The 26,924-nt window shown below is 34.6% G+C and carries 25 protein-coding genes; 21 read left to right on the top strand and 4 right to left on the bottom strand.

Annotated features, from left to right (window positions below; all coding sequences use genetic code 11):
• The first annotated feature begins 48 nt into the window (after positions 1–48).
• From QNH24_RS24850 to QNH24_RS24815, 8 genes are all read left to right on the top strand, one after another.
• Positions 49–330: an FtsX-like permease family protein gene (locus QNH24_RS24850; protein WP_283872941.1), complete on the top strand. Its 282-nt coding sequence runs from the start codon at positions 49–51 to the stop codon at positions 328–330.
• Between the two features lie 400 nt (positions 331–730).
• Positions 731–1,693: an ABC transporter substrate-binding protein gene (locus tag QNH24_RS24845; RefSeq protein WP_283870019.1), complete on the top strand. Its 963-nt coding sequence runs from the start codon at positions 731–733 to the stop codon at positions 1,691–1,693.
• A 135-nt stretch (positions 1,694–1,828) separates the two neighbouring features.
• A complete protein-coding gene (locus tag QNH24_RS24840; RefSeq protein WP_283870018.1) occupies positions 1,829–3,490 on the top strand; it encodes an AraC family transcriptional regulator in 1,662 nt (553 codons plus the stop codon).
• A gap of 1,091 nt (positions 3,491–4,581) precedes the next feature.
• A complete protein-coding gene (locus QNH24_RS24835) occupies positions 4,582–5,277 on the top strand; it encodes an MBL fold metallo-hydrolase (RefSeq protein ID WP_283870017.1) in 696 nt (231 codons plus the stop codon).
• A gap of 827 nt (positions 5,278–6,104) precedes the next feature.
• Positions 6,105–7,466 carry a TraB/GumN family protein gene (locus QNH24_RS24830; RefSeq protein WP_283870016.1) on the top strand — a complete coding sequence of 454 codons (1,362 nt, stop codon included), beginning with the start codon at positions 6,105–6,107 and terminating at the stop codon, positions 7,464–7,466.
• 659 nt (positions 7,467–8,125) lie between these two features.
• The gene (locus tag QNH24_RS24825; protein ID WP_283870015.1) at positions 8,126–8,305 is read left to right on the top strand and encodes a TcpD family membrane protein; all 180 of its coding nucleotides are present in this window, start codon (positions 8,126–8,128) and stop codon (positions 8,303–8,305) included.
• Positions 8,306–8,637: 332 nt separating this feature from the next.
• Positions 8,638–8,874: a small acid-soluble spore protein Tlp gene (tlp, locus tag QNH24_RS24820; protein ID WP_054771266.1), complete on the top strand. Its 237-nt coding sequence runs from the start codon at positions 8,638–8,640 to the stop codon at positions 8,872–8,874.
• Between the two features lie 510 nt (positions 8,875–9,384).
• Complete coding sequence (locus QNH24_RS24815) at positions 9,385–11,157, top strand: oleate hydratase (RefSeq protein WP_283870014.1); 1,773 nt, start codon at positions 9,385–9,387, stop codon at positions 11,155–11,157.
• 41 nt (positions 11,158–11,198) lie between these two features.
• On the opposite strand, the gene QNH24_RS24810 is transcribed toward QNH24_RS24815, so the two are convergent.
• Entirely contained in the window at positions 11,199–12,863 is a 1,665-nt protein-coding gene (locus tag QNH24_RS24810; RefSeq protein WP_283870013.1) for a methyl-accepting chemotaxis protein, read from the bottom strand.
• 365 nt (positions 12,864–13,228) lie between these two features.
• Here QNH24_RS24810 and QNH24_RS24805 point away from each other — a divergent pair, with 365 nt between their 5' ends.
• Together QNH24_RS24805 and QNH24_RS24800 are read left to right on the top strand one after the other, a co-directional pair.
• Entirely contained in the window at positions 13,229–13,747 is a 519-nt protein-coding gene (locus QNH24_RS24805) for an RNA polymerase sigma factor (protein ID WP_283870012.1), read from the top strand.
• Positions 13,744–14,760, top strand: coding sequence for a DUF4179 domain-containing protein (locus tag QNH24_RS24800; RefSeq protein ID WP_283870011.1), 1,017 nt, complete (start codon positions 13,744–13,746; stop codon positions 14,758–14,760). The genes QNH24_RS24805 and QNH24_RS24800 overlap by 4 nt, the downstream gene beginning before the upstream one ends.
• A 252-nt stretch (positions 14,761–15,012) precedes the next feature.
• On the opposite strand, the gene QNH24_RS24795 is transcribed toward QNH24_RS24800, so the two are convergent.
• Positions 15,013–15,348 carry a hypothetical protein gene (locus QNH24_RS24795; RefSeq protein ID WP_283870010.1) on the bottom strand — a complete coding sequence of 112 codons (336 nt, stop codon included), beginning with the start codon at positions 15,346–15,348 and terminating at the stop codon, positions 15,013–15,015.
• Between the two features lie 167 nt (positions 15,349–15,515).
• Here QNH24_RS24795 and QNH24_RS24790 point away from each other — a divergent pair, with 167 nt between their 5' ends.
• The 7 genes from QNH24_RS24790 to QNH24_RS24760 all read left to right on the top strand — a co-directional run bounded on the left by QNH24_RS24790 (position 15,516) and on the right by QNH24_RS24760 (position 20,372).
• Positions 15,516–16,019: a GNAT family N-acetyltransferase gene (locus QNH24_RS24790; protein ID WP_054771270.1), complete on the top strand. Its 504-nt coding sequence runs from the start codon at positions 15,516–15,518 to the stop codon at positions 16,017–16,019.
• A gap of 26 nt (positions 16,020–16,045) precedes the next feature.
• A complete protein-coding gene (locus tag QNH24_RS24785; RefSeq protein ID WP_283870009.1) occupies positions 16,046–16,216 on the top strand; it encodes a hypothetical protein in 171 nt (56 codons plus the stop codon).
• A 22-nt stretch (positions 16,217–16,238) separates the two neighbouring features.
• Positions 16,239–17,204 (top strand): alpha/beta fold hydrolase, encoded by a 966-nt coding sequence (locus QNH24_RS24780; RefSeq protein ID WP_283870008.1) that lies wholly within the window; start codon positions 16,239–16,241, stop codon positions 17,202–17,204.
• Between the two features lie 324 nt (positions 17,205–17,528).
• On the top strand, positions 17,529–18,386 hold the full coding sequence (locus tag QNH24_RS24775) for an ABC transporter ATP-binding protein (RefSeq protein WP_283870007.1): 858 nt from the start codon (positions 17,529–17,531) through the stop codon (positions 18,384–18,386).
• A 4-nt stretch (positions 18,387–18,390) separates the two neighbouring features.
• Positions 18,391–19,005, top strand: a complete 615-nt coding sequence (locus tag QNH24_RS24770; protein WP_283870006.1) for an ABC-2 transporter permease — start codon at positions 18,391–18,393, stop codon at positions 19,003–19,005.
• 270 nt (positions 19,006–19,275) lie between these two features.
• The gene (locus QNH24_RS24765; RefSeq protein WP_054771273.1) at positions 19,276–19,653 is read left to right on the top strand and encodes a GntR family transcriptional regulator; all 378 of its coding nucleotides are present in this window, start codon (positions 19,276–19,278) and stop codon (positions 19,651–19,653) included.
• A gap of 104 nt (positions 19,654–19,757) precedes the next feature.
• The gene (locus QNH24_RS24760) at positions 19,758–20,372 is read left to right on the top strand and encodes an ABC-2 transporter permease (protein WP_283870005.1); all 615 of its coding nucleotides are present in this window, start codon (positions 19,758–19,760) and stop codon (positions 20,370–20,372) included.
• Positions 20,373–20,412: 40 nt separating this feature from the next.
• Here the strand turns inward: QNH24_RS24760 and QNH24_RS24755 are convergent, their stop codons facing one another.
• Both QNH24_RS24755 and QNH24_RS24750 read right to left on the bottom strand, forming a co-directional pair.
• A complete protein-coding gene (locus tag QNH24_RS24755) occupies positions 20,413–22,032 on the bottom strand; it encodes a hypothetical protein (RefSeq protein ID WP_283870004.1) in 1,620 nt (539 codons plus the stop codon).
• Complete coding sequence (locus tag QNH24_RS24750; protein WP_283870003.1) at positions 22,032–22,811, bottom strand: ABC transporter ATP-binding protein; 780 nt, start codon at positions 22,809–22,811, stop codon at positions 22,032–22,034. The genes QNH24_RS24755 and QNH24_RS24750 overlap by 1 nt, the downstream gene beginning before the upstream one ends.
• Before the next feature lie 137 nt (positions 22,812–22,948).
• On the opposite strand from QNH24_RS24750, the gene QNH24_RS24745 reads away from it, so the two are divergent.
• The 4 genes from QNH24_RS24745 to QNH24_RS24730 all read left to right on the top strand — a co-directional run bounded on the left by QNH24_RS24745 (position 22,949) and on the right by QNH24_RS24730 (position 26,896).
• Positions 22,949–23,473, top strand: a complete 525-nt coding sequence (locus QNH24_RS24745) for a sigma-70 family RNA polymerase sigma factor (protein ID WP_054771276.1) — start codon at positions 22,949–22,951, stop codon at positions 23,471–23,473.
• Positions 23,463–24,323: a hypothetical protein gene (locus tag QNH24_RS24740; RefSeq protein ID WP_283870002.1), complete on the top strand. Its 861-nt coding sequence runs from the start codon at positions 23,463–23,465 to the stop codon at positions 24,321–24,323. The genes QNH24_RS24745 and QNH24_RS24740 overlap by 11 nt, the downstream gene beginning before the upstream one ends.
• Positions 24,324–24,537: 214 nt before the next feature.
• Complete coding sequence (pdxR, locus tag QNH24_RS24735) at positions 24,538–25,989, top strand: MocR-like pyridoxine biosynthesis transcription factor PdxR (protein WP_283870001.1); 1,452 nt, start codon at positions 24,538–24,540, stop codon at positions 25,987–25,989.
• Positions 25,990–25,993: 4 nt separating this feature from the next.
• Complete coding sequence (locus QNH24_RS24730) at positions 25,994–26,896, top strand: D-alanine--D-alanine ligase (RefSeq protein WP_283870000.1); 903 nt, start codon at positions 25,994–25,996, stop codon at positions 26,894–26,896.
• Positions 26,897–26,924: the final 28 nt, after the last annotated feature.

The raw sequence follows: 26,924 nt of genomic DNA, 5'->3' as shown, positions 1-26,924 counted from the left end.
TAGAATCAACATGGTGACTTTAAAATTAAAGGGCACCTCTTTGTGGGGATGTCTGAACGCGATTTCCAAAAGATGATGAATTTCGAGTGTGCCTTTTATGGCATGAGGGCGCTACTCTTCGGACTTCCCATAGCAGCAATCTCTTCTTGGTTGATTTACAAAGGAATGTTCGTCGGAGGGGCGGACAATATCGATTTTGTGTTTCCATGGGGCAGTATGGCAATCAGCGTGTTCAGCGTGCTCTTTGTGGTGTTCATGACAATGCTGTATGCCATTAGCAAGATAAAAAGAGAAAATATTATTGACGCGCTTCGGGATGATATGACTTGATTTATAATCTTCCCAAAGGCCATTTGATTTTGTAATTGCAGAATCTGTCCTCTGCCCGACAGCAGGAAGAAAAAAACGTTGCTGGGCAGATACTTTTTTCCGAAACAGAAACATTTAAACAAAGGTTAACCGTCACCCGTGTGGAGAATATGTTTTTAGACAATTAAGTTTGTTACAATATAATAAGTCTTTTTAAAAATACAAAATATATGTGTAATGTGCATCTGTTTGCTTATAAACGAAATAAGTGAACAGATTTTTGTTTTGAAACGATTATTGACATTTATCCAATTAAATCATTGCGTTTTTTCCATTGTTTCTCCTATTCACACAAACTATAATAATGTTGTAAATGATAATCATTTTCAATTAAGAGTAAGAAAGGAAAGGGGCAACAAGTGTGAAGAAACATCGTGAAAAGCAAATTATACTATGGGTAGGGAGTTTCCTCCTATTGTTGATAATATCGGCATGCAGTACTTCTAATGCTAATAGCAACAAGTCTAATGAGCAGGAAGAGGAAAGTGAGAAAACAGTTCAATATACAACGATTACAGGTGAACAGGTTGAAATACCTGCAGATCCAAAACGAGTGGTTTATATTGGTCAGACAGTTGGTGATTTCTTGGCGATGGATATTCCAATTGTTGGTAATAATCTTCCCAAAGATTCTCCTAGTTACTATGAAGGCAAACTTGAAGGAATCGTTGATATTGGAAATCCTGCTGACTTAGAGACGATTTTGACTTTAAAACCTGATCTGATTATTAATGGCTATTACAAGGCTGATCCAAATCTTAATGAAGAATTGTCAAAAATCGCTACTACGATTCCCTTTAATCCTGCTCTTCCTTATACAGAACGAGTAAAAGAGATGGGGAATATCCTAGGTAAGCAGGAAGAAGTAGCTCAATTGCTTGCTAAGTTTGAAACAAAGTCTAAAGAAATGTTTGACAAGTTTCAATTAACAGAAGGGGAGACCGTAACAGTTTTCTATCAGCTAGGAAAGACGCTTTATGTTATGGGTGATCGTAGTCTAGGTGCTATTATTTATGGGAAAAATGGCTTTGCTGTCCCACCAGCAGTACAGAAGAATATTATTGATGTAGAAGGGGTATCTTTCCTAGAGGTTTCCGAAGAGGTGCTTCCTGAGTTTGCTGGTGATCATTTGTTTGTAATTGTACAAGAGGATAGTGAAAGTGAAGCAGAAGCTGATCGGCTGCTACAAAGCCCGATATGGGGAACTTTGCCTGCGGTCAAAAAGGGAAAAGTTTATGTTGTTCCTAATGAATGGAATACAGATAATTTATTAGCTTTGGAGCAATTGTTCCAAAAGCTACCAGAGTGGATGCGCAAACAGTAAAAATTGTATCCGTCCAATCAATTTTTAAACCGCTAGTATTCTAAATAGCACATACTCGAACAATCGTTGATAGTGGGTCATTATATGTTACAATAACGATAATGAGAATCATTTTCAATAGTTGGAGAGTTGCTTATGAATCTAGCATCCTTATATATTAGGCTACAACACTATGATCGATTTCAAGTTGATCGAATAATGTCAGCTAGTAGCCATAATGAGGGAATAAATAATCATGAAACAAATTTATGCACATTATTGATAGCACTCAGTCATGACATACGACTGTATGTAGACAAAATGGCAATCGATCTACGACAAGGAAGCTGCGCTCTCATTTTACCTGTACAAAGCTACACGGTAGAGTCAAGTAATAAAGAGGCACAGCTTGCTCGCTTTACCTTTGAAACCTTTGAAGTAGAAGGAATGACTTTGAACCGAATTGCTCATCCACCCTTGCTTTATGGTTATCCCTATCATCTGTTATTTTCTCAAGTCAAGCAGGTATTAGGAAATGAAGCATGGATAAATAATCGATTTTGTTCCTCTCTATCCACATTAGAAATGGCGATGTTGCAAGGTAGACTTCAGCAAATACTAGCTATGATGGTTCAGTTAGATGAACAAGCTAACCAGTTACAGAACGAAGAAAAGACAAAATTGGTTCAACAAACTGTACAGTACATAGAACAGCATTATGATGAGGACTTGACAGTTGAACAACTAGCTAACATGGCTGGAATGGTGAGATGGCAATATAGTCAAAAGTTTAAAACATTGACCGGTAAAAAGCCGACTGATTATTTGACCCATGTACGTATAAACCAGGCAAAAAAACTTCTGAGTAATTCCACTGAGCCATTGAGAAAAATAGCTCGACAAATTGGGTTTAAAGATGAATACTATTTCAGTCGGTGTTTTCATAAATTAACTGGAAACACTCCGCGTGAATATGCGAATGTTCATCTTCTTACTCAACAAAGAACAGTTATCGATTCATTTGGTAGAAAGATTCATGTTCCTAAAGATGCGACACGTATTGTGACTGATGGCAAATTTACACTTGGGGAATTACTCGTTTTAGGCATATCTCCTATAGGAGCGGCCATCTCTATTATGAAAGATAACGTGATATATCACAATAGGCTACGAAATATTCATAGTATCGGGCATTGGGCAGATCCGAATAAAATAGCACAGTTGCAGCCTGAGTTCATATTGCTTAGCTACTATCCACAAGATTTGCAGGAACTAGATGCGCTTGCTCCAACTGTTATACTAGACAAGAAGTTTAGACTGTTCGAGCGGTTACGGTATATCGCTAAACTATTTGAACGGAGTAAAGCGGCAGAGAAGTGGATTACTACATATGAAGACAAAGTAAGGCTAGTACGTAGGCAATTAGCAGATGTTTATGTTGCTGGAGAGACGGCTACTGTTTATCTCAAGTTAGGTGCAAAATTTTATGTTATGTGTCAGACTGGATTGGCTGCCAGCTTGTATGAATCGCTTGGCTTTCGTCCCACTCCCAAAGTAATGCAGTTAATTGAGCAAGGGCAAGCATGGATAGAAATTCAGCAACATCAAATAAATCACTATGCTGGAGAACGCAATTTTATCTTAACTTCTCCCTTAGAATTACGAACTATTACTCACTGTCCACAGATCGCCACTTTAGCCAAGTTAACTCCCAGTAAGACTCATTTCGTAGATTTTACATGGAATCATTGTGATCCTATTACACGTGAACGGTTGTTAGAGGTTCTACCGTCTATTTTTAAGAAGAGGACTTTGTGATTACTTAGTAACTCATTATCAATTCAATTATGTGTCTTGAAAATTCAAACAAAACCCAAAAGTAACCATACAAAGAATAGTGATAAATTGGATATTAAGAGGCTACAAAGAGGTCATACAGCGGTGTACTACTCTGAACAATGTAACTTCGAGCTATAGAATCTTAAAATAGAAAACAGCAAATTCGATTAAAATTTACGCGACATACGTGATATTTTTTATAAATGTTGCCGACTTCCTTAGTTTTTGTATAAAAATAAGCCACGTATTTTGAACGAAGTTTGGTCAAAAATACGTGGCTTCACCTGTTTATAATTAAAATTGATTAATTTGGAATACAAATCTTCAACTAAATCACTTCGTTACTTTAATTACATTTATTTCATATTTTCCAAATTCATAAGCTTGTACCACTTCTATTATTTTAGAAGTATCCCCTATAAGTAAAATGTGATCTACAGCGTACTAGTTTATACATTTCCTATTTTTTTGTGAATAATTTAAATATAATCACTATACCGCTAAGAACAATAATTAATGAATAAATTAAGTAAAAGATATTTTTTTCAACATCTATTTTATTCATGAAATAAATGTATATAAATATCCAGAAAAGGATTACTAACGTTCTCGTCTAAATCTACCTCCGATTATAAACTCATAAATATCAATCCAACCATTGTAAGGTTTAGAGTCTTTACTATCTAAACATTCTGCAATTTTAGGCCATACATTTGATAGAATAAACAATGAATTTACATCTGCAAATTTTACAACACCCAACTGCTTAAAAACTACTAGATACCATTTTGCATAAAGCTCATTATCAAGGCTATTTATATTTTGAATTTACAATTGATTATTGAGTTTAATTATAGCAAAAAATTCAACTTATTTACATTTTGGGGGTTTTTATATTTTGTTATTTTAGTTAATCCCAAAACAAAAATTTATTTATCAGAGTACAGTACGTCTTGTAGATTGTAAAGAGGATGTAAAATGAAAATAGTAAATGTTGCATTAACTAGGGAATTAGTAAATAATAACATAAAAAGAGGGAAAAAGTGAACAATGAAAGGAAAAGAAAAATAATGATTCGATATCAAGAAAAGGACTTTACATTATTTGAAAGTCAATTATACCAAACAACTTCAATTGTCATACATACAGATGATTGTATCGTAATTGTAGATCCTAATTTATTGCCTATTGAGGTAGAAGAAATTCGACAGTTCGTAAACGGAATAAAAGATAATCGTCCTATCTATCTTCTTTTTACACATTCCCATTGGGATCATATTATTGGATATGGTGTTTTTCCAGAAGCAACTGTTATTGCAAGAGATGTTTTTAAAGATAGAGAGGATAAGGAAAATATTTTACAACAGTTGAAAGACTTTGATGTAAAACATTATATCTCTCGAGACTATCCGATCATCTATCCGCATGTAGATATTGTGGTGTATAAAGAAGGACAAGTATTAGAATTTGGCAATACTTCCTTAACATTTTATAAAGCTGATGGACACTGTGATGATGGTTTATTTATCGTCGTAGAACCTTTAGGATTATGGATCGCGGGTGATTACTTTTCTGACGTAGAAAATCCGTCTATTCATAGTAACGAGGCATTTGTGGAAACACTTGAAAAAACTGAGTCTATATTAGAAAATCACGATATCCGTTTCCTCATCACTGGCCATGGTCAAATGGCAGACAGCAAAGAAGAAATATTAAAACGGAAACTAGAATCTTTAAATTATATTGAGGAAATGAAGACCCAATAATATTCAATTCTTGCTTCGACTACTAAACCTCTAGGAACCTATTTTTTATGGTTACGTTTGCAAAATTAATCTTATTTTCAAAATGATAAACAAAACACTCTCTAGTAAGTTGAGAGTGTTATATTTGTGGCTTATTACTTTCAATGATAATTTCCACATTACCTAATCATATGAAGCAACAACAATACAGTACTAGAGTCAGCACCCACAACTGTTAGAAAGATTAACATCTTGGGACCGGGAACCCCATTACTAAGCCGCAATCCCACTGGTTACTCTTTTACCTTATAACCTCGTTCTAATAAAAATATAGCTACTTTAGCAGCTGTGTTATACCTGAATCCCAACAGTGAACAATTATTTCTTTATATTTCGGAATTTTATTTAAACAATCTAGCAGCTCTTGTTCTGGAAAAATATTTGCATCCTTAATTGTTAAACTTCTTATATGTTTAAGACTGTTTATTACATTAATTTCCACATTAATGCTAGATAGATTTAAATTTTTAATTAATTTTTATACTAAAAGCTACATATGATGTAGTAGCTAATAATTTATAAAATCCTGTGTTTATATGCAGGATTTTTTTCTATTCCCCATTTGGTAAATGTAAAAAAGTCTTAAGTAAAAGTAGAAATGGACCTAAAAACTAAAATGATTTATAGAATTATTCCAGAATGTACAGCTAATCTCTCGTTATTTCGATCTAATTTTCAAGGTCATACAATATTGTAAACATTACCACATTAAGTATAAAATAGATGGGTTTTATATGGTATAATTTCAAATGTTGCTTTAGCAAATATGAATAAGGGAGAGAAAAGATATGATGAAAAAGATAATGAAACGAACGAGTGCTGCGTTGCTTGGCGCTTCATTAATGCTGACTGCGGTTATGCCAGCGGTTCATGCGGAGGAGCAATCACCACCCCTAGTACCTTTGATTAGTGATTGGGCTATTGAAACATTAAACGAGGGTGAAAAATACGGGATTTATCCAACTGATTGGTATTATAAGGGCTTCCTTCAAGAAATTCCGGTGGAGAAGGTAAATGAACTACTGGCATTAACAGAAAAGAAAATTGCCTCTTTGGGCTTAAAAGAAAATAAACAATATAAGCCAGTCAGTGTGAAAAATGATAACACACGCGGTGATATTGTGAATCGCTTGTATAATATCGTGGCACGCTATGATTTACCTGTTGGCACAGATGCCGTTCAATTTATGAAAGAGCATAACATATTACAAGGCTCTAAAAACGGGTTACAGTTAGAGAAAAAGGCAACGACACAGCAGGCAGTTCTACTAGCTGTTCGATTTATTAAGAATACATATGAGCTTGCAGAGCAAGGATCGAAGGGAGTAGCCTGGGTAGTGGAGGATGAGGATACACTTGTCTATTTACTGGGTTCCATTCATCTAGGTACACCAGATTTATATCCATTCAATAAAAAACTAATGACAGCGTTTGAAGAAGCGGATGCACTGTTAGTAGAGGCAAATATTCTGGATACAAAAGGGCTTGAATACTATTCAGAAAAGGCAATGTATACAGATGGCTTAACACTGAAAGATGCTGTTGCGCCAGAAACTTATGCAAAGCTAGAGAAAGTTGCAGCGCTTTATGATCTCCCGATGGAAGAATTGGCATTACAAAAGCCTTGGATGCTTTCAAATACGTTATCATTGCTGGCTATGGATGATTCCTATGGTATGACGCCACAAGAAATGGCGATGCATGGTATTGATATATACTTTTTATTGAATGCACAGCTAAAACAAAAGCCAGTGATTGAATTAGAGGGTACTAAAGCACAGGTTGATATGTTTGACGGGTTATCACCAGAGGCACAGGAACAATCTTTAGTCGCTGTACTGGATAGCATACTCACGCCATCTGGAGAAAATCAGTCTGAATTCCTCGGAGAGTGGTTTACAAGCTGGAAGCAAGGAGAGGTTGAAAACTTCGCAAAAAGCTTCCGAGCGATGGAAGGAGAATCTTCAGAATACAACGAAATGCTATTTGGTTTACGTGATGAACAAATGGCAAAGAAAATCATGAACCTACTTAAAGAGAAAAAAGGTACGTACTTTGTTGTTGTTGGTTCAGGTCACTTCTTAATCGAGAAAAGCGTTCGCTACCATTTGGAGAAAAACGGATACGAAGTAAAGCCGTTTTATCAATAAACTCTAAAAGAGATACTAATGACAGGCTGTGTAGTTCTATACTATTGCAGTTGATTCATCATATCTAACGAAAATTGAATTTTACTATTGGTTATTTCTTTATCGATTAATCAAATATCATCATTAGTTGCACGACTTGATGCCCACAAATACTTTTCCCATCAGTGTGCGAGACGTGATAACTGCAACTACAGTTGGTCGAGTCGCCCGTGAAGAAGGATTTGTTTTCTTGGCGATTGTGTCGTTAGGTAAGAGACAGGTTCTTCTCCGGCGATTTTTGCCACATGTATTTTTAGAATTGTCTTAGAAGATAGGTTTCATTCCTAAGGAAATGCCCAAGTGTTGTAAGATAATTTTGGTGGTGGGTTAAGGCATGAATCTCCTTCGGTTTGCCTCAATGATTGACAGAAAATGGGTTTTGAAAAGTAAAAGGACAATCGCCAATCATGAAATTCTTTGTTGATTTATTGGTGATATGTTAATCTATTCAAAAGACAGATACGCTTCTTTAGTGGATTGATTGGGTTAAAGCTTTCATTTTAACTGAAAAGGTGGTTTCTGTCTTTTTATTTTGTTTGATGGTAATTATTTGAAGAGTGTTTGCTCATTTAGAGCATATTAGTCAGCTTTATTATTGATATTTAAGGAGGACTAGGGATATGGAGGCAATAGTTTTATTCTCTGCACTATTTTTAATGCCTGTAATTGCATTTTTTTTTATGTTCCGCTTTTTAAAGCATTTCTCCAAACAAAACGAAGGAATAGCATTAACATCATTTCTATTTGCTCTTATAATCTGGACTTTTAGTTCAAGTATCTTATTAGCCGGTGGAGGTTAGTAAGGGGGTATGAGAAAGATTGAAGGGTAGCTTTTTTAGAGCCACCCTTCTCTTATATTTCCTATCAATAATCTTGATGCGTCCAATACCACTGCTTGCGGAGATTCATCATAATCTATTCATCAGTCAGATACGCTACTTTGATGGATTGATTGGGTCAGAGCTTTCATTTAACCAAAAAGGTGGATTCTGCCTTTTTATTAGGTATACGCTTTAGTGCCTGATTACTTCCAGAGTCTCTTCATGTGGCAAACACACTTTTCAAAATAGTGCACATATAAACATAAAAAAAATCCAAACTAATTTTACGTCAAAATTTTAAGGAGGTTACCTTGGCTAATTCAAGACACTCGAAACCAGATGATAGATCCAATAACGTTGAACGAATTGGTGATATCATTAAGAACACTGAAGAAAAACTTCATGAAGCGGAAATTAGTTTGGAATTTGCAGATCCTATGCAAAGTGAAATGATTAAAGAAAAGAATAAGCGACGTCAAAAGTCAATTGAAGGTTTAAAAGAAGAAATGAAAGATGAAATGGCAGCACGTAAAAAAGGGGAAGTGTAGAGAAGAACACTTAGCTACTAACTTCTCTCATCTTTCTAAAAACGCCTCCAACAAAAAGCAGATGGTTTAGAAGCTCTATAATGGGCCTCTATATTGCCATCTGCTTATTAACATTTAATTATGGTAATTAAGGGGAGGACAAAAAATAAAGTTTGACTGTTGAATCATCTTTTTGTTTTCTTGATATAATAATTATGCAAGGCTATTCTGAAAAGATTGTATGCTTTAACAGCTTTATGGTTATATTATAAAGGAAATCATGCTATCAATCCAAGTGCTCTAAAGGTTATCCGTTACAAGGGTAATCTAATATTCAGGCTTTGCATAATCACTTTGGTATAAAGAATAATTTATAAAAATGCAATGAATTGTTATGTCCAATAATAGGGTATATGTAAACTTGAGTTTAACTCCAAAATTGAATTTTTTGTTAATTTCTCTCTCATTTTACCATTATCATGTGAATTGGTGGTATGCTATATCACGATAATAGTTTATGGAGGCGGTATTATGTATTACAGTAATGGTAATTATGAGGCTTTCGCACGTCCTAAAAAACCTGAGGGTGTTGATGAGAAGTCAGCGTATCTTGTTGGTTCGGGGCTAGCTTCACTGTCAGCCGCATGTTTTTTAATTCGTGATGGTCAAATGAAGGGAGAGAATATTCATATTCTCGAAGAGCTAGATATCTCAGGAGGAAGCCTTGATGGTATTCTAAATCCGACTAGAGGTTTTATTATCCGTGGTGGTCGGGAAATGGAAGATCATTTTGAGTGCTTATGGGATTTATTCCGTTCAATCCCATCTTTAGAAATTGAAAACGCTTCTGTTTTAGATGAATTTTATTGGTTAAATAAAGAGGATCCTAACTATTCAAAATGTAGATTAATTGAAAATAGGGGACAAAGACTTGAGGATGATGGGAAGTTTACATTATCTGATAAAGCATCTGAAGAAATGATTAAATTATTTTTTACTCCTGAAGAGAAATTAGAGGATGTAAAAATTACAGATGTTTTCTCTGAAGAGTTCTTTGAATCCAATTTCTGGCTCTATTGGTCTACGATGTTCGCTTTTGAAAAATGGCATTCTGCAATGGAAATGCGTCGTTATATTATGCGTTTCATTCATCATGTTGGGGGCCTACCTGATTTATCTGCTTTGAAATTTACAAAATATAATCAGTACGAATCTTTAGTACTTCCTATGATTAAATATTTGGAAAGCCATCATGTTGATTTCCAATTTAATACGGTTGTAGAGAATGTTTTAGTTGATAAAGTTGGCGATAAAAAAGTAGCACACACTTTAGTATTAAAACAAAATGGTGTGAAAAAGAATATTGAGCTAACAGAAAATGAATTAGTGTTTGTTACAAATGGTAGTATCACGGAGAGTACAACTTATGGTGACAATAATACACCAGCCCCTGTAAGTACTGATTTAGGCGGAAGCTGGTCACTTTGGAAAAACATCGCTTCTCAAGATTCTGAATTTGGTCGACCAGAAAAATTCTGCGACAATCTTCCGGAAGAAAGTTGGTTTGTTTCAGCAACACTAACTACATTGGATGATCGAGTTGCTCCGTATATTGAAAAAATTAGTAAAAGAGATCCGTATGCAGGTAAGGTAGTGACAGGTGGTATTGTAACGGCTACAGATTCTAATTGGATGCTAAGCTATACGTTGAACAGACAACCTCATTTTAAAGATCAACCAAAAGACCAATTAGTAGTTTGGATTTATGGTTTACTATCTAATAAACCTGGTGATTTTATTAAAAAGAGTATCACTGAATGTTCTGGAATCGAGATAGCACAAGAGTGGCTGTACCATATGGGTGTACCTGTAGATGAAATACCAGATTTAGCACAGAATTCTTGTAATACAATTCCATGTTACATGCCTTATATAACATCTTACTTCATGCCTAGAGCAATGGGAGATCGTCCTTTAGTTGTCCCTAAAGGATCTGCTAACTTAGCTTTCATAGGGAACTTTAGTGAAACAGAAAGAGACACTGTATTCACAACAGAATATTCAGTAAGGACGGCGATGGAAGCAGTTTATCAATTATTAGATATTGATCGAGGCGTTCCAGAAGTATTTGCATCTACTTTTGACATTCGTACTTTATTATCTTCAACTGCTCGTTTACTGGATGGGAAAAAATTAACAGATGTAGATGCTCCATTTATCTTGAAACAAATAGGTAAATTTGGTATTCATAAAACGAAAGACACGATCATCTATGATTTACTGAAAGAAAGTAAATTGATATAGAGACAAAAAAAGCTGATTCATAATTGAATCAGCTTTTTACATTAAATAGTGAATTTTTTCATTTCGTCTCTTAAAGCATCAGCAATAGCATTTAAGTTTTTAGCTTTTTCAGAGACTGTCTCGATGCTTTTAAGCTGTTCATTTGCGGAGGCAGAAACTTGTTCTGTTCCTGCAGAAGTTTCCACGGCAGAAGCTGATATGTTTTGAACTGCACTTATGATTTGTTCCTTGCGTTCATCCATCTCATTAGATAAATGTTTCACCTCTTGTGCCACTTCACTTGTTTGATCTAGAGCTGTCTTTATTGTATTAAAAATCTCACTAGTATCCTTTGTAGCTTTTGCATTTTGTTCGACAATGCTAAGGCTTGTACTAATTTCCTGTACAGCACTTTTAGAAATGTCCTGAATGGCGGAGATTTTATTTTTTATATCTTCAGTGGCAATGGATGTCTGTTCAGATAATTTTCGAATTTCATCAGCAACAACCGCGAAACCTTTACCTGCTTCACCGACGCGAGCTGACTCAATAGAAGCGTTTAGAGCTAATAAATTAGTTTGCGTAGCGATATCTGTGATTGTATTAACAATACTTGATATATCAGATGAAGTTTTATCTACTTCTTGAACGATGTAACTTACCTGTTGTGAAGATTCACGATTCTTCTCTGACCAAATAGAGAGTTGGCTGACAGTTTCTACACCCTGATTACTTAAATGATCAATATCCTCTGTCATGGAAGCAATCTTCTCTGTATGCTCAATAACACGATCAATATTTCCAGATAGTTGATTTAATTGTTCAGCACTTTTTTCTGTATCATGAGCCTGCTCTTCTGTAGCTTTTGCTATTTCATTAATGGCTGAACTAATTTCGTCAGTCGTACGTACTGTATCTTCTGCTATTTGAATAAGAAGTTTTGAGGAATCTGATAACTCGGAACTAGTATTATGTATGTTGATGGTAACATTCTTTAATGCAGAGCGCATGCTAGAGATGCCTTTTGCCATGAGACCAATCTCATCTGGATGATTTAATAGCTTATCTAACTCAGGATTTTCAGTAAAATCTAAGCCAGCTGTTTGATGAATAACCTTTTCGAGATTCTTAATGGCAGCAACAATGCGACCAATAATCCACCACATTAAAGCACCTATAATTAAAAAACTTACTATCCCTGTAATAATCTGATAGCCTAGTACGGAGTTTGTAATAGATTGAATACCACTTTCAGGCACTCCTATATCAATTACTCCATACAGCTCGCCATCTTTATATATAGGCTCCATGATGTCATATGTCCATATACCTTGAACCTCCGCATACCATCTTGTAAATTGCTTTTTTCCGTGTTTAGCACCATCGATTGTGTATGTATCATCATATGTTTTTCCTAATTTTCCTTTATCGCTGTGCGCCACAGCCTTTACATTGGTATCAATGACAATGGCATAGGTCACATTATCTTGTTGTGCCTTTAACTCCACAAAGTCTTGTAAAGATTGGATGGGATCACTCTTGGAATTTAATATAGTTTCTGCTTGCTTTGCGATTTCATAGACCTGTTCATTGGCTTTCTCAATTAAAACTTCTTTACTATTTTTCCCAACAATCCACACGCCTAATACAGAATTGATTACAGATGACAATAACAGCAAACCTAATGTAAAAAACAATAATCGTCGCTTAATACTTTTACTTTTCATATTTTTCCCCCTTCGAGTTTTTCGGAACTTTATACCTATAAAAACTCAAATTTTAAGTATAGTATTATGCAATAAAACAAGTATGTCAATAAAAATTAATAGACTTATTACTTATATTGTGACGAATTGGGGTCTAAAAGTCCTTTTATTTTCCGACAATTTTATGAAGCTTTAAATACGTCAAAAATACCTATTTTTGGAGATAAACAGTAAGCTTTTTTTAAGTACATGAATAGAAGGATTAATTGCTTGAAAATTTGTTTCGTTTGTTGCTTTTTAGTGTTATTAAATAATCAATCAATGAATGCAACTAACTATCAATCAAAATGCTCTAACGGTATATAAGAGAAAAAAGAGGTGATGACATGCAATCCGAGTTTCTAGTGAAAAAAGCAAAGAAGGGAGATGGAGAAGCTTTTATACAATTAATCCGTCAATACGAAATGACACTTTATCGGACGGCTAAACGACTTGGTTTGAAAGATGAGGATATTGCAGACCTTCTACAAGATACGATTCTGACAGCGTTTGAAAAAATAGATTCTCTAAAAGAAGCGAAATATTTTAATACATGGATTTGTCGAATTCTTTTAAATAACTGCTACCGATTTATCAGGCAGGATCAGCGTACTGTGCCTCTGGATGTGACGACTTTTCATGAACTGCGACACCAAGATCAAATTTCTCTTGAGCTCGATGAAGCATTAGAGAGTCTAGATGAGAGCTATCGCATTGCTTTAACACTTTATTATGTGAATGGACTCACGACAAGAGAAATAAGCGAATTTCTTCATGAATCAGAAGGGACGATTAAGTCGAGGATTTCCAGAGCGAAGCAATATCTGAAAAATAATTATTATGTTGAGGAGGCACAATTACTATGAAAAAATCATTAGACGAGCGTTTACATGAGGAAATGAATAGAGAGCAAGAAATACCAGATATTGTGCAGAAAGCTTTTAATCGTTCCTATACCGAGATTCGTTCTAAATCAAAGAAAAAGACAAAAAAACGTTGGTTGAAGCCTATTTCAGCTGCGGCAGCATGTGTAGTGCTCGCTTTGGGTGTGATTTTATCTAATGATACAGCGATGGCCAAACTAAAAGCGTTTTTAGGGTTTGATGACGCTGGGATTGAACTTGCTAGTCAAAATGGAGAAGTGCAATATGTCGGTGTATCGCAAAGTTCACAAGATATTACGGTTACACTTGAAAATATATTTACTGATGCTTACCGTGTAGGGTTGCAAATGGAAATTTTGCCGAAAAATATGGATATAAAGGATATTAATCACGTAGGCATTGAATACCGTATGTATGATTCTACGGGAAAAGAAATTGATGCCCTTATTTCAGATACAAAGCCTCTTACTTCAAAAGGTTTTACGGATAATGCTGAGGAGCAAATGCTGAAAGGAACCAATGAAACCATAATTTATGAACTTCTATTACAGTCGAATGAACGGGCGTGGCCTTCTCTAGATAACGCTCAATTAGTAATTGAAACAATTCATTTCATTACAGAAAATAAAGGGATTGTTTCAATTAATGGAGAATGGCCATTTACATTGAAACCAATGAAGGTTGTAACACAATCATTTGAAGCGGAAAAAGCTGTTGAGGGCATTCAACTTCAATCAGCAACCCTTACGAATGGCTCTATGCATGTATCTTTAATAGTCGACGCAGATCTTTATGAGGATGAAAATCAATTTTTTGAATGGGCATTAACAAATGAAAAGGGAGAGTCCTTTTATGCACGAGGAGCCAATATAAAATCAATAGATGGGAAAACTATAGTTAATTTAGTATATCCTTATAGTATTTGGGATGAAAAAAAGCAAGTAAGTTTAACTATTAAAGGCTTTGGAAAATTAACATTAACCAGTAAGAATTAATACACGCTTAACAGCTCATGCTAATGTTAGAACCAACTTGTGTTGCAAGCAAATTTGTATTATTTGTTAATATATCTCATAGTTGCACCATTATCTTAAAGCAAATAGGGAAAATAGGTATTCATAAAACGAAAGATACCATCATGTATGATTTACTGAAAGAAAGTAAATTGATATAAATTATGTTGCTCAGTAAGCTGATTCAAAATGATGAATCAGCTTTACTAGATTATAGAAGTAAATTTTTATCTTCTATTTCAGGACGCCGATATATTTATTTGCTAATGATAGATTTATTACTTTGTCATCTTTTTTATAAATGACATTATGACCATCCATTTTAACCTGCTTCCATCCACTCTTTTTAATCATTATACGATAGCCAAGAGGAACCTCTGTACCTGTGGATTTTCCCCATGTAAAGCCATTTCCATTCGCACTTTCACTCTCTAACGTTGCTTCCTTTGGGATAGGGAAATCATAGAATTCATGTAAGTACACATAATCCTTATCTACGTTTACATAATAATAGACACCTGTACCAATTAGCAAAGCAAGAGCGACAATCCATGCTAAAATGCGTTTCATAAAATCATTTCTCCTCTATATAAGTTCTATCAACTAACGAGCCTTCTTTAAAAGTTTGATAATATCTAAACTCTTCGTTAAGATAATATTTAAAGATTATCTGTTATTTTGTAACAAATTATACAACAGAAAACATCTTTTGATAAAGACAAGAGGGGCGAGTAAATTTGGAAATATCTATTTATAAATTACAGGAAAATGATGCGCAAGAATTATTTATTTTTGAAAAGAATAATCGATTATTTTTTGAGCAAATGGTACCAAGCCGTGGGGAAGATTATTATAAATTTGAAACATTTCAAGAGAGACATAAAGAGCTTTTAGCAGAGCAACAGGAACAAAAATCAATATTTTATTTAATTAGAGACAACATGGGTAATATTGTAGGAAGGATAAATTTAGTGGATATTGATGCAACTAATAATTCTGCTGAAATCGGCTATAGAGTGGGTGAAGAGTACGGGGGAAATGGGATAGGAGCTAGAGCTTTAAAGCTATTATTAGAAACAGAGGGCACTATCAAGAAGTTGAAGGCAAAAACAACAACTCATAATATTGCTTCCCAGCGAGTACTTGAAAGAAATGGATTTAAACAGGTAAGTATCAGTGACGAGAAATTTGAAATGAATGGTCAGGAGTTACGATTTGTCTCCTATATATTAGAACGTTAAGAATAAAAGGAGTGACATTTAAAACAGTGAAATTTTTGAAAAAACCCTATAGCTATATTTTATTAGCTATCTTTACATTGTTTAGTTTCATTGTAAACTTTAAAACAACATGGGCAGCTATCCTTTTAGGAATTAGCTTTGTAGGCTTCTTATTTTTAATGTATTTAGATAGAGGTGACTTTAAAAAATCAAAATAATTCTGGTTAGCTTAGGAGAGGGATGAATAACAAGCGGGTGTTCAAAAGAATTGTACAAATGTTACTCATATTAATGGCATTATTTCTGTTAACCATTACAACTAGTTATACGTATCATCAAATACAATTATCAAAAGAAGAAAATCGATTTACACCCTTTGGGAAGATGGTAGAGGTTAATGACCATAAAATGCATGTATACATAGAAGGAAAAGGTAAAGAAACACTAGTATTTATGTCTGGAGGCGGCACCAGTGCACCTGTTTTAGATTTTAAATCATTGTATTCCTTGTTAAGTGACAAATATAAAATTGCTGTCGTTGAAAAGGCAGGCTATGGATTTAGTGACATTACAGATGTTAATCGAGATATAGAGACGATTTTACAGGAAACAAGGGAAGCTCTATTAAAATCAGGTGTTGAGGGACCCTATATTTTATTTCCTCATTCAATGTCTGGGATTGAAGCTCTGTATTGGGCTCAGATTTATCCAGACGAGGTAAAAGCAATCGTTGGATTGGATATGGCTGTTCCTGCTGCATATGAGGATTATGCTATAAATATGCCAATGGTTCATTTAAGCGCCCTTGCTGCAAAGATTGGTATTACAAGATGGATTCCAGATCTTTCTGAGAGTGATGCGATGAAGTATGGGAATCTGACTGAGGAAGAGAAGGAACTGTATAGGGTAATTTTTTATCGCAGAACAGTAACTAAAAATATGATTAATGAAGTGAAGAACATAAAGGCAAATGCAAAAAAGGTAGAGACATTAGAAATTCCAAATGTCCCTATACTTTTATTTTCATCGAATGGGCAAGGAACAGGCTGGGATAAGGATACATGGCTTGACTTTCAAAAGGATTTTATTAGTAAGTATAAAGATGGTGAATTCATAAAATTAGATTGCGCACACTATATTCATGATGTTGAATTTAAGCGAATTGCTGACGAGTCAGAAAAATTTATAGAAAGTTCTAACTTTTAAGCAGAATCTTTAAAATGTAATAATCTCTAGGCTATTTGTGTGTTGATTTAAATTGCCATCGGGGAAGAAAGGATTATAGGCATACAGTCATTTAATTTGACTGTATGCCTTTATACTTCGATAAGAGAAACGTACGTTACAATTACATATTGATTTACTATGTAAATAGAAATTTTATATTGAACATTAAAAAATTAAAACTTGCAAAACAAGTTTATGGTGTGTATATTGTATATAAAGTATATATACATTGTTTAGGCGAGGAACATTTGCCTTAAGGAGCTCAAGGGAAATACTTACATTATTGTATACGGAGGATGGATGATGGAAAATGTCATTGAATTACAGCATGTTCATAAATCTTTTAAGGGATTTCAGATAAAGGATTTCTCTATCAACGTGAAAAAGGGTTTTGTAACTGGATTTATCGGTGGAAATGGTGCAGGGAAATCTACAACAATCAAATTGATTATGAACTTACTAAAGCAAGATAGTGGCACTGTTTCAGTGTTCGGCATGAATTACAAGAAGCATGAAAAAGAAATAAAGGAACGTATTGGCTTTGTCTATGACGAAAATGTCTTTTATGAAAATGTAACATTAAAGGATATGAAAAGGATTATTAAACCAGCCTATAAAAACTGGGATGATAACGCCTTTCAACGTTATGTTGATCAGTTCGAACTACCATTGAATAAAAATATGAAGACCTTTTCGAAGGGGATGAAGATGAAAGCTTCATTAGCCATAGCCCTAGCTCATCATGCAGAATTAATTATTATGGATGAGCCAACTGCTGGGCTTGATCCGATATTTCGTAGAGAGCTACTAAATATTCTACATGAATTAATGCAAGATGAAGATAAAACGATTTTCTTCTCGACTCATATAACAACTGATTTAGATCGAATTGCGGATTATATTACCTTTGTTCATAATGGTGAGCATATATTCACAAAGGAATTTTACAAGATTGAAGAGGAGTATGCCATTGTCAAAGGGACATTGAATTTATTGGATCAGGAAACGGAACGAGAGTTTGTTGCCATCCGAAAATCGAACACAGGGTTTGAGGCATTAACTGCGGATAAAAATCGTGTGGCGAGCATATTTGGGGATTCTGTCATTATGGAAAAACCAACGCTTGAAGATATTATGTACTATACGAAAAAAGGATGGTAATGGGATGGTTAATCTAATCCTTAAGGATGTTTTAATTCAAAAGAAATTAATTTTAATATACATTGCTACAATTATACTTTATTTATTTATAGATGTGTCCCTAGTAAAGATAGGATTCTTATATAGTATGGCTTTTATCACTCAGACCTTTGCTTATGATGAAAAAGATAACGCTAATATTTTGCTTAATTCGCTGCCATATACGAGAAAGGAAATCGTTAGTTCGAAATATATAGGTGCATTGGTATATACATCACTAATTATATTCATTACTTCTATAGGTGATTTCTTCTTAAATGGAAAAGAGGTATTGTTTTTATGGAAAGATATATTGCTAATTATCGGTCTTGTTATGGTCACTTTGTCATTTATACTACCAATCTTTTATAAATTTAAAACGCAATCTTTAATGATTGCTGTAGGTGCTTTATTTGGAATATATATTTTAATCATTAAATTTTTATCCCCTAGTCTTAATGGTACATTAAGAGAATTGATACAAAAGTTCATGACTTTACAAGAAACGCAAATGTATTTCGTAGCTATCCTTACAATCATTATTTTATATGTTGGATCGTGGCTTCTATCTATTCGTATATATGCGAGAAAAGTTTTTTAAAAGAAACAGCTTGAGTCCAGCGATGTAGGCTCAAGCTGTTTACGTGCTTAAACAAGGTCCTCTATCAATAAACGGATAATTTCCGTGAGGCAGAAAATTATACTCTAAACAATATACAATGTAATCTTTATGTGAAAGACATTATAAATTCCATTTTACAGCGGACGAAATAATTAGTGTGTTGAAATAAAAATTCTAATGGTTCATGCTAACGAAAATAACTGATGTCTTCATGTGCTAATCACATAAAAATAAAGAAGAGGTATTTGTATGCAAATAATTATTTCAAACAGTTCAAAAGAGCCGATTTATGAGCAGATTTATGCTCAAATCAAAAAGCTTATTTTAACAGGTGAACTACAAGAAGGGCAGTCATTGCCCTCTATGCGCCAGCTTGCAAAGGATTTAGAAATTAGCGTTATTACAACAAAACGTGCTTATGAAGAGCTAGAGAAAAACGGGTTTATTTATTCTATTGTGGGAAAAGGTTCGTTCATCTCTGAACAAAATAAGGAAATGATGAGAGAAAGAAAAATAAAGGTAGTCGAAGAAAATCTGTTGATTGCCATTCAAAATGCTAAAGAAATGAACATTGACTTAGCAGAACTCAAAGAAATGCTTACACTATTGTATACAGAGAATGAGTGATGGAGACAGCTGTTAAATTCGTGTGGTGAATATATTTGGAGATACGGTTATTGTGAAAAAGCGTACCCTCATATGCAATATACGAAAAAAAGGATGGTAATTGGATGATTAACCTTATACTTAAGGATGTTTTAATACAAAAGAAAATAATTTTATTTTACATTGCTACTATAATAATCTACTTATTGGCAGGTGTACCCTCCCTAATACCTTTGGGATTTCTTTATAGTGTAATATTTATACTAAATGCTTTCGCTTACGATGAAAAAGACAACGCTAATATTCTGCTCAATTCTCTACCATATACGAGAAAGGAAATTGTCAGTTCAAAATATATAGGTTCACTGATATTTACAACAATATTTGTTTTCATGATTTATGCGGGGGATTTCCTCATAAATGGAAAAGGGGGTCTTTTTATATGGAAAGAAATGTTGTTTATTATTGGTCTAGTTATGGTCGCTATATCATTCATGTTTCCAATCTCCTATAAATTTAAAACGCATTATTTATTGATTGCTTTAGGTGTTTTATTGGGTATCTATATGTTAACAATTAGTTTACTAGTTCCTGTAAATGATATATTAAGAGAACTAGCACGAAAGTTCTTGACTTTACAAGAAGCGCAAATGTATTTCTTAGCTATTCTTACAACTGTTATTTTATATATTGGATCATGGCTATTATCTATTCGTATATATGAGAAGAAAGTTTTTTAAAATAAAAAGGCTTGAGCCCAGTAATCTAGGCTCAAGCCTTTTATGTGCGCTTAAATACAAGTTTCCATAGAAAGAAATTCGTGATGACAAGCACGAATAAATAAATTAATACTCCATAAGAAACTTGAGCTGCAAGGAAGTAATGCAATCCCGCTAGAGCACCTAATGGAGGAAGCAATATAAGAGATTTCCAGCTCTGGGCATCGCCAATATCATTAAAGGGCTTTGTGAAAGGAATGTTACCCCCTATAGTGATATAACAAATGACGGTGTACAAGCAGCTCGTCACTAAAACAATCAGTAAATCTGGAATAATTCTCGGACCGTAGATGAAGCAGAAAATGAGGCTTAGTACAATATATAATGGAATATACAATTTAATCAAAAATGCTTTTAAGCTACCTTTTTTTAGGTCTGTATAATCTTTAAGTGGAAAGACCTTATAAATCCAAGCAGCTTTATATTTCGCTGAATAACTAAGCATAAGCACAGCTGACGGAATAATTAGCATGCTGAAATAGATATTTAAATAGCTCATGCTAACAGAATAATCAACTTCCTCAGACCTAGAAAAAGTAAACATAAAAATGAATGGAATGACAAAGGAAAAGCCTAAAGATGGATATACTTTTAGTTTAAACTCTCGCTCTTGTTTCATCATCAGGGAGGCGAAGCGGTAGAAAGCTCTTTCTTCATTAGTTCCACAAATGATGTTTAACAAAAATGTCTTTAGTCGATTCTTCCTTTCTTTTTTTGACTTGCTTGTATTTAATAGCTTTTGCAAATTACGTTCAAAGGTTGGCACTAGTTTGATATATAGCCATATTGAAATAATAGGTATGATGATTGCTAGCAAACAAAAAACTATAGTCATTAAGGATTGGTTACCATTTAATAGCAACTCATAGGGAGCGGCGAACCACATTGGTATAAGGAAAATACTCCACCAATGAAATACTACCGTCATATCTAAATTGACAAATTCAAAGGATCTAATCAGTACTTGATAGCCAATCATCAGCATTAAGGATAGTCCAATTTGAACATAATTGATCATATCCTTCAGCTTTTCTCCATCAAAAAATCGTAGAATCATCATATAGAGAATGGCGGTAAGCGCTACAATAAATAGGTTGATTAGAAAAATTTCAAACACTGTTAAAATAAAGAATGCAAGTCCTTGTTTGATGAGGCTAACGACAAGTGGAATGGCTGTTAATGCCACTGTTAAATAAGTTAAATAGATGAAAATATGCATAAACTTTGCGGCATTAATCGTTTTTGTAGAGATTGGCTTAGTCGAAAGGATACTTCTGTCGCGTACATCCAGTAGGACTGATGAAAAGTCCGAAATCAAGGATGTCATAATTAAAAAAATAATCATGGCATATGAAATACTCATCTGGAAAAGGAAATTTTGACCAAAGCTCATCAGTGGAATGAGTATAAGCCCGAACAAAACATAAATCCATAAGGACTTAATATAGCCGTATTTTTGATCTTCCTTCTTCTTGTTCTGGTTAAATATTGTCGGTACTTTACGCTCATCCATTGTTAATTTTACATGGAGGATTTTCCTCATCATGTCATAATCAATGCCCAATTTGATAAAAATAATGCGGAATTTATCAAGCAACAGTAGGGTTTTAAAATCTGTCATCATCGTACCTCTTGTACAATGGAAACAAATTTCTCACCAATTTCCTGATGTTCGTGGAAGCCTGTCAATTGATTGAAAATTCTTTCCAATGTTCCCTCTGTATTCTCTGCTTGCAGCTCCGCAAACGTACCATCAGCAGCAATTTTCCCGTCGTACAACAGGATAATTCGGCTACTGATTTTCTCTACGACATCCATAATGTGGGATGAATAGAATATCGTTTTTCCTTGGGCAGCTAACTGTGTTAAGATTTCCTTAAAAATCATGACACTATTTGCGTCTAAGCCATTAATGGGTTCATCTAAAAATAGGATGTCTGGATTATGTAATAGACTGGCGATAATTAATAGCTTTTGTCGCATTCCCTTAGAATAAGAGGAAATTCTAGCGTGGTAGGCTTCTCCAACACCGAACAATTCCATTAGGGACTTTGATTTGTCAGCGGCTACTTCTAAATCAAGTCCGTATAACTGTCCAATAAAGGTTAAATACTCGTAGCCTGTTAAATTATCATAAACATCAGCGATTTCTGGCACATAACCAATTCTTCGTTTATAGGCTAGTTGATTTTCTTTAATGCTCTCACCAAAGAGCCTGATATCTCCACCATAGTCACCCTCTAGCCCTAAAATTATTTTCACAGTTGTGCTTTTACCAGCACCATTAGGGCCAATATAGCCTATAATTTCTCCTCTAGATGCATGGAGGTCAATCCCCTTTAATATTTCCTTGTTCCCATAACTTTTCGTTAAATTCGAAATCGTTAAAATCTCTTCCATTTCGTAGCCCCTTTCAATCTTAGAAAAATTAACCATAAACATACTATACCATAGAAAAAGTGAGTATTTTCCTTTTGATAAAATGAAACCGGTTCATTTCCAGGTTTGTCTAACTTTATAAGAGGGGAGGTTATGCTTTGACTAGTGATGACAAAGAGCAATTGCTGTATGAGGCGATGGAGCAACATGGTGATTATTTAAAGCGGTTGGTTTATACATATGTAAAAGAATTACAGAAAACAGAAGATATTGTACAGGATGTCTTTATTAAATTTTATAAAAGCTTAGAGACCTTTGAAGGGCGTTCCTCCATAAAAACGTATTTATATCGAATAGCTGTGAACGAGTGTCAAAATTATTTAAAAAGCTGGCACTATAGAAAATTGGAAGTGACGGAAAAAGTAAGGACATGGTTAAAGCGTGAATCCCTTGAAGTGGACTATTTGCAGAAGGAGCAAAATCAATCAATAGGCGAACTAGTGAGCTCTTTACCAATTAAATACCGAGAAGTATTATGGCTACATTATTATGTTGAACTTTCAATTACTGAAATGGCCGATGTTTTAAAATGCTCTCCTAACACAATAAAAACACGGCTAGCACGGGGGAGAAAATTAGCAAAAATAACGATAGAGGAGGGAGAAATTGAATATGAATATTAAACATGAACTGGAGCGATCTCTTCCTGCTTCTATAAAATTATCAGAGAAGGAAAAGGCAAATATTCGTACAAAAATACAGAAGTCCCATCAGCCTAAATATCATGTTAAGCCCTTAATTGTTTCAATAGTTGCTGCTATTCTAATAGGAATTAGCCTATTACCTATAATTCAATCGGTAGAAAAAGTTAGCCCGCCCTTAAATGATACCTCAATGTCTATTACGGATGAAGGGCAACAGCAAATTATTGAACCACCAGCCCAGTCTGTGGAAGAAACTCCAAAAGAACCGCTTTCGCTTACGGATGAAGAAAAAAGACAATATTATGAGCAATATTTAGAAATTATAGATAGAGCGATGCAGAAAAAAACAGGTTTATCCTTTGGGGTTGTACCAATAGAGGAATATAAAGATGAATATTGGATTACACCACAACAATTTGAAAATGACGTTCATTCATGGTTAGAGGAGCACTTGGCTACAGAACGTGAGAAAATTGATAATATGTTAATAACACCAGAACCTGTAATTACCAATGCAGATGGCAGTACAACTAAAACAACGTATATTTACTTCCCGGATATTTTGAAAACCATAGAAGTTACAGGACATTTTGAGACACAATATAATGAGATTTATGATCGACAATTGTTTATAAAAGCTGACAATATCTCAACAAAGCTGGCTTATCCTAGGGGCACATGGGAGCAAACATCCTATAGAGTTTCTTTAATAGATGGTGGTAGAACTTTTAGTATTCGTATTGAAGGAAATTTTGACTATAATGGTTTACATTTCGAAAAAGCATTCACCATTGAATTTAATTGTGATGTTAATGGGAAAATATACTGACATTTTTAGAAATCTTATTCATAATTCTAATGCTATGAAAAAGCCATTCGAAAAATACTACGAATGGCTTCCTTACTTTTGTCAATGTCAGCGACAGAAGGTTTTTTAGATTAAAACTAGGAAAAGTAGCAACCACTGCTAAAGAAAATTCCATATGCTGTGGACCTTTTGAGTGAAAGACAGTTATGCAAAAATAAAGCAAGGGGGTCAGGAAGTGTTTAATGATTTTAAGCTTGTGGGTGATCGTCCTGTTTATATTCAATTAAAGGATTATTTAAAAGAAATGATTATCAAGGGACATCTGCTGGAGCATCAGAAGCTTCCATCTACCCGTGAACTTAGTAAATTATTATCGGTCAGTAGAAATACAGTACTAAATGCATATGCAGATTTAGAGCAAGATGGCATTATCTATGCAGTGAAAGGAAAAGGGAATTTCGTAGGAAAGGTCGTAACAGTGAAAACCACATCTGTGGAGCTTCATTGGAGGGAGAGGCTTAATAAGGTTACTTTATTAGCTGATGAATTAGATTTGATGAAGCAGGAGGATAGTCACTGGGAAAAAGGCATGATTTCCTTCAACAGTGTTGCCCCAGAAGAAAAGCTTTTTGATATGGAAAATTTCAAAAGAGCCTTTTTAACTCGGATGTCCCTTGAAGGAGATATCGTATTGAATTACGGCTACGCCAAGGGCTATAAACCGCTAATCGAATACCTTCTTCACTATATGGAAAGGAAGGGAGTCGATATTTCCAATAAGGATATTTTAATTACAAATGGCTTTACCGAGGGTTTGGACATTTTGCTATCTTCCTTTGCTAAAAAATCTGGGCGTGTGATTTGCGAAAATCCTACTCATCACGCCGCTTTAAAGCTTTTTCGTTTGCATGGCTTTGATATCCACGGAATTGACATGAGGGATGATGGTATCGATATACATCAGGTTGAAAAAAGCTTGGCAGCAAAGGATTTCGATTTTGCTTATTTGATTCCGTCCTATCATAATCCAACAGGAATTGTGACCTCCTCTGAAAAAAGGGCTGAAATCATTAGCCTTTTTTCTAAATACCAAATTCCGATTGTAGAAGATGGCTTTAATGAGGAATTACGTTATTCAGGCTCTCATTTAGCACCGCTAATAACCTTTATTGGTGCAGGTAACAATGTTATTTATATCAGTAGCTTTTCAAAAATCCTTTTTCCAGGCTTACGAGTTGGCTGGATTTTAGCAGATAGGGAGCTTATTCATTGTTTGGAAAGTGTGAAAAGGGCACGGACTATTCATACATCAACATTAGATCAAGCTGTACTTTATCAATATTTACAGGATGGCTATTTCGAAAAATATTTAAAAAAGGCTAAGTCAGTCTATAAGAAAAAATATGAACTAGCCCGTCAAGCTTGCAAAAAATACATTCCCTTTAAAAGAATGACTGGAGATGGCGGCCTTCATCTTTTTATTGAGTTAGAGCAAGGAATAAATGCTCGTACACTATTGGAAAAGTGCTATCAAAGAGGAGTTGTTTTTTATCCTGGGGATGTTTTTTATAGCAATGGCGAAGGTAGTAATACTTTTCGATTAGGTTTTTCTCGGTTAAAAGAAGAGGATATTGTCCATGGAATTAAGATTATTGGAGATACCTTGAAAAATGAAATGGGGAGTTGAATAAATGCGAGTTGGCGTTATTATGGGTGGAATTTCCTCTGAAAAGCAGGTCTCTATCATGACAGGGAATGAAATGATTGCCCATTTAGATAAAAATAAATATGAGGTTGTCGCAATTGAACTACACGACAAAACAGAGCTTATAGAGAAGGTAAGAAACATTGATATTGCTCTGTTAGCGCTTCATGGCAAATTTGGAGAAGATGGCACGATACAAGGTGTACTTGAGACCTTAGATGTGCCGTATACTGGCAGTGGTATGCTAGCAAGTGGTATTTGTATGGATAAAAATATATCGAAAAAAATTCTTCGTTATGAAGGAATTGAAACGCCAGATTGGCTCCATCTTTCGACTATGGAAGAGCTGCGGCTAGATGAAGTGGATAAAATGGGATATCCGTTAGTAATAAAACCAAATTCGGGTGGCTCCAGTGTAGGGGTTAAAATAGTAAATGATAAAGATGCCTTAGTATCTGCGGTTTCAGAAGTATTCAAATGGGATGCTGAAATTATTATCGAAAAGTTTATTGAGGGGGAGGAAATAACCTGCTCGATAATGGGTGGTGAGCTATTACCAATATTGTCGATTCGACATACCACACAGTTTTTTGACTATGAGGCGAAATATAATGATGCTTCTACAATTGAGGAGGTAATAGAACTTCCGACTGCCATACATGAACGTGTTGCGGAAGCTGCAATAGCCAGCTATAACGCTTTAAAATGCTGTGTTTATGCTAGAATTGATATGTTAATCAAAGATGGCATTCCGTATGTTATGGAGGTCAATACATTACCAGGTATGACAAAAAACAGCCTACTCCCAAAAAGCGCACTTGGGGCGGGGATTAGCTATGCAAACCTATTAGATAAAATAATAGAAACATCCTTACAGGTAAGACGATAAATCAGTGGTAGGTTGCTTGGTATAAAAA

This window comes from Lysinibacillus pakistanensis, from assembly GCF_030123245.1.
Taxonomy (GTDB): Bacteria; Bacillota; Bacilli; order Bacillales_A; family Planococcaceae; genus Lysinibacillus; species Lysinibacillus pakistanensis.
This window is presented reverse-complemented; position numbering and strand designations above follow the sequence as displayed.

Excerpts from the sequence above, each read along its gene's own strand:
- QNH24_RS24730 (WP_283870000.1), top strand. The coding sequence starts at position 25,994 with ATGCGAGTTGGCGTTATTATGGGTGGAATTTCCTCTGAAAAGCAGGTC.
- QNH24_RS24815 (WP_283870014.1), top strand. The coding sequence starts at position 9,385 with ATGTATTACAGTAATGGTAATTATGAGGCTTTCGCACGTCCTAAAAAA.
- QNH24_RS24775 (WP_283870007.1), top strand. The coding sequence starts at position 17,529 with ATGGAAAATGTCATTGAATTACAGCATGTTCATAAATCTTTTAAGGGA.
- QNH24_RS24805 (WP_283870012.1), top strand. The coding sequence starts at position 13,229 with ATGCAATCCGAGTTTCTAGTGAAAAAAGCAAAGAAGGGAGATGGAGAA.
- QNH24_RS24840 (WP_283870018.1), top strand. The coding sequence starts at position 1,829 with ATGAATCTAGCATCCTTATATATTAGGCTACAACACTATGATCGATTT.
- QNH24_RS24750 (WP_283870003.1), bottom strand. The coding sequence starts at position 22,811 with ATGGAAGAGATTTTAACGATTTCGAATTTAACGAAAAGTTATGGGAAC.
- QNH24_RS24850 (WP_283872941.1), top strand. The coding sequence starts at position 49 with ATGTCTGAACGCGATTTCCAAAAGATGATGAATTTCGAGTGTGCCTTT.
- QNH24_RS24830 (WP_283870016.1), top strand. The coding sequence starts at position 6,105 with ATGATGAAAAAGATAATGAAACGAACGAGTGCTGCGTTGCTTGGCGCT.
- QNH24_RS24740 (WP_283870002.1), top strand. The coding sequence starts at position 23,463 with ATGAATATTAAACATGAACTGGAGCGATCTCTTCCTGCTTCTATAAAA.
- QNH24_RS24765 (WP_054771273.1), top strand. The coding sequence starts at position 19,276 with ATGCAAATAATTATTTCAAACAGTTCAAAAGAGCCGATTTATGAGCAG.
- QNH24_RS24795 (WP_283870010.1), bottom strand. The coding sequence starts at position 15,348 with ATGAAACGCATTTTAGCATGGATTGTCGCTCTTGCTTTGCTAATTGGT.
- QNH24_RS24770 (WP_283870006.1), top strand. The coding sequence starts at position 18,391 with ATGGTTAATCTAATCCTTAAGGATGTTTTAATTCAAAAGAAATTAATT.
- QNH24_RS24810 (WP_283870013.1), bottom strand. The coding sequence starts at position 12,863 with ATGAAAAGTAAAAGTATTAAGCGACGATTATTGTTTTTTACATTAGGT.
- QNH24_RS24835 (WP_283870017.1), top strand. The coding sequence starts at position 4,582 with ATGATTCGATATCAAGAAAAGGACTTTACATTATTTGAAAGTCAATTA.
- QNH24_RS24825 (WP_283870015.1), top strand. The coding sequence starts at position 8,126 with ATGGAGGCAATAGTTTTATTCTCTGCACTATTTTTAATGCCTGTAATT.
- QNH24_RS24780 (WP_283870008.1), top strand. The coding sequence starts at position 16,239 with ATGAATAACAAGCGGGTGTTCAAAAGAATTGTACAAATGTTACTCATA.
- QNH24_RS24755 (WP_283870004.1), bottom strand. The coding sequence starts at position 22,032 with ATGACAGATTTTAAAACCCTACTGTTGCTTGATAAATTCCGCATTATT.
- QNH24_RS24800 (WP_283870011.1), top strand. The coding sequence starts at position 13,744 with ATGAAAAAATCATTAGACGAGCGTTTACATGAGGAAATGAATAGAGAG.
- QNH24_RS24760 (WP_283870005.1), top strand. The coding sequence starts at position 19,758 with ATGATTAACCTTATACTTAAGGATGTTTTAATACAAAAGAAAATAATT.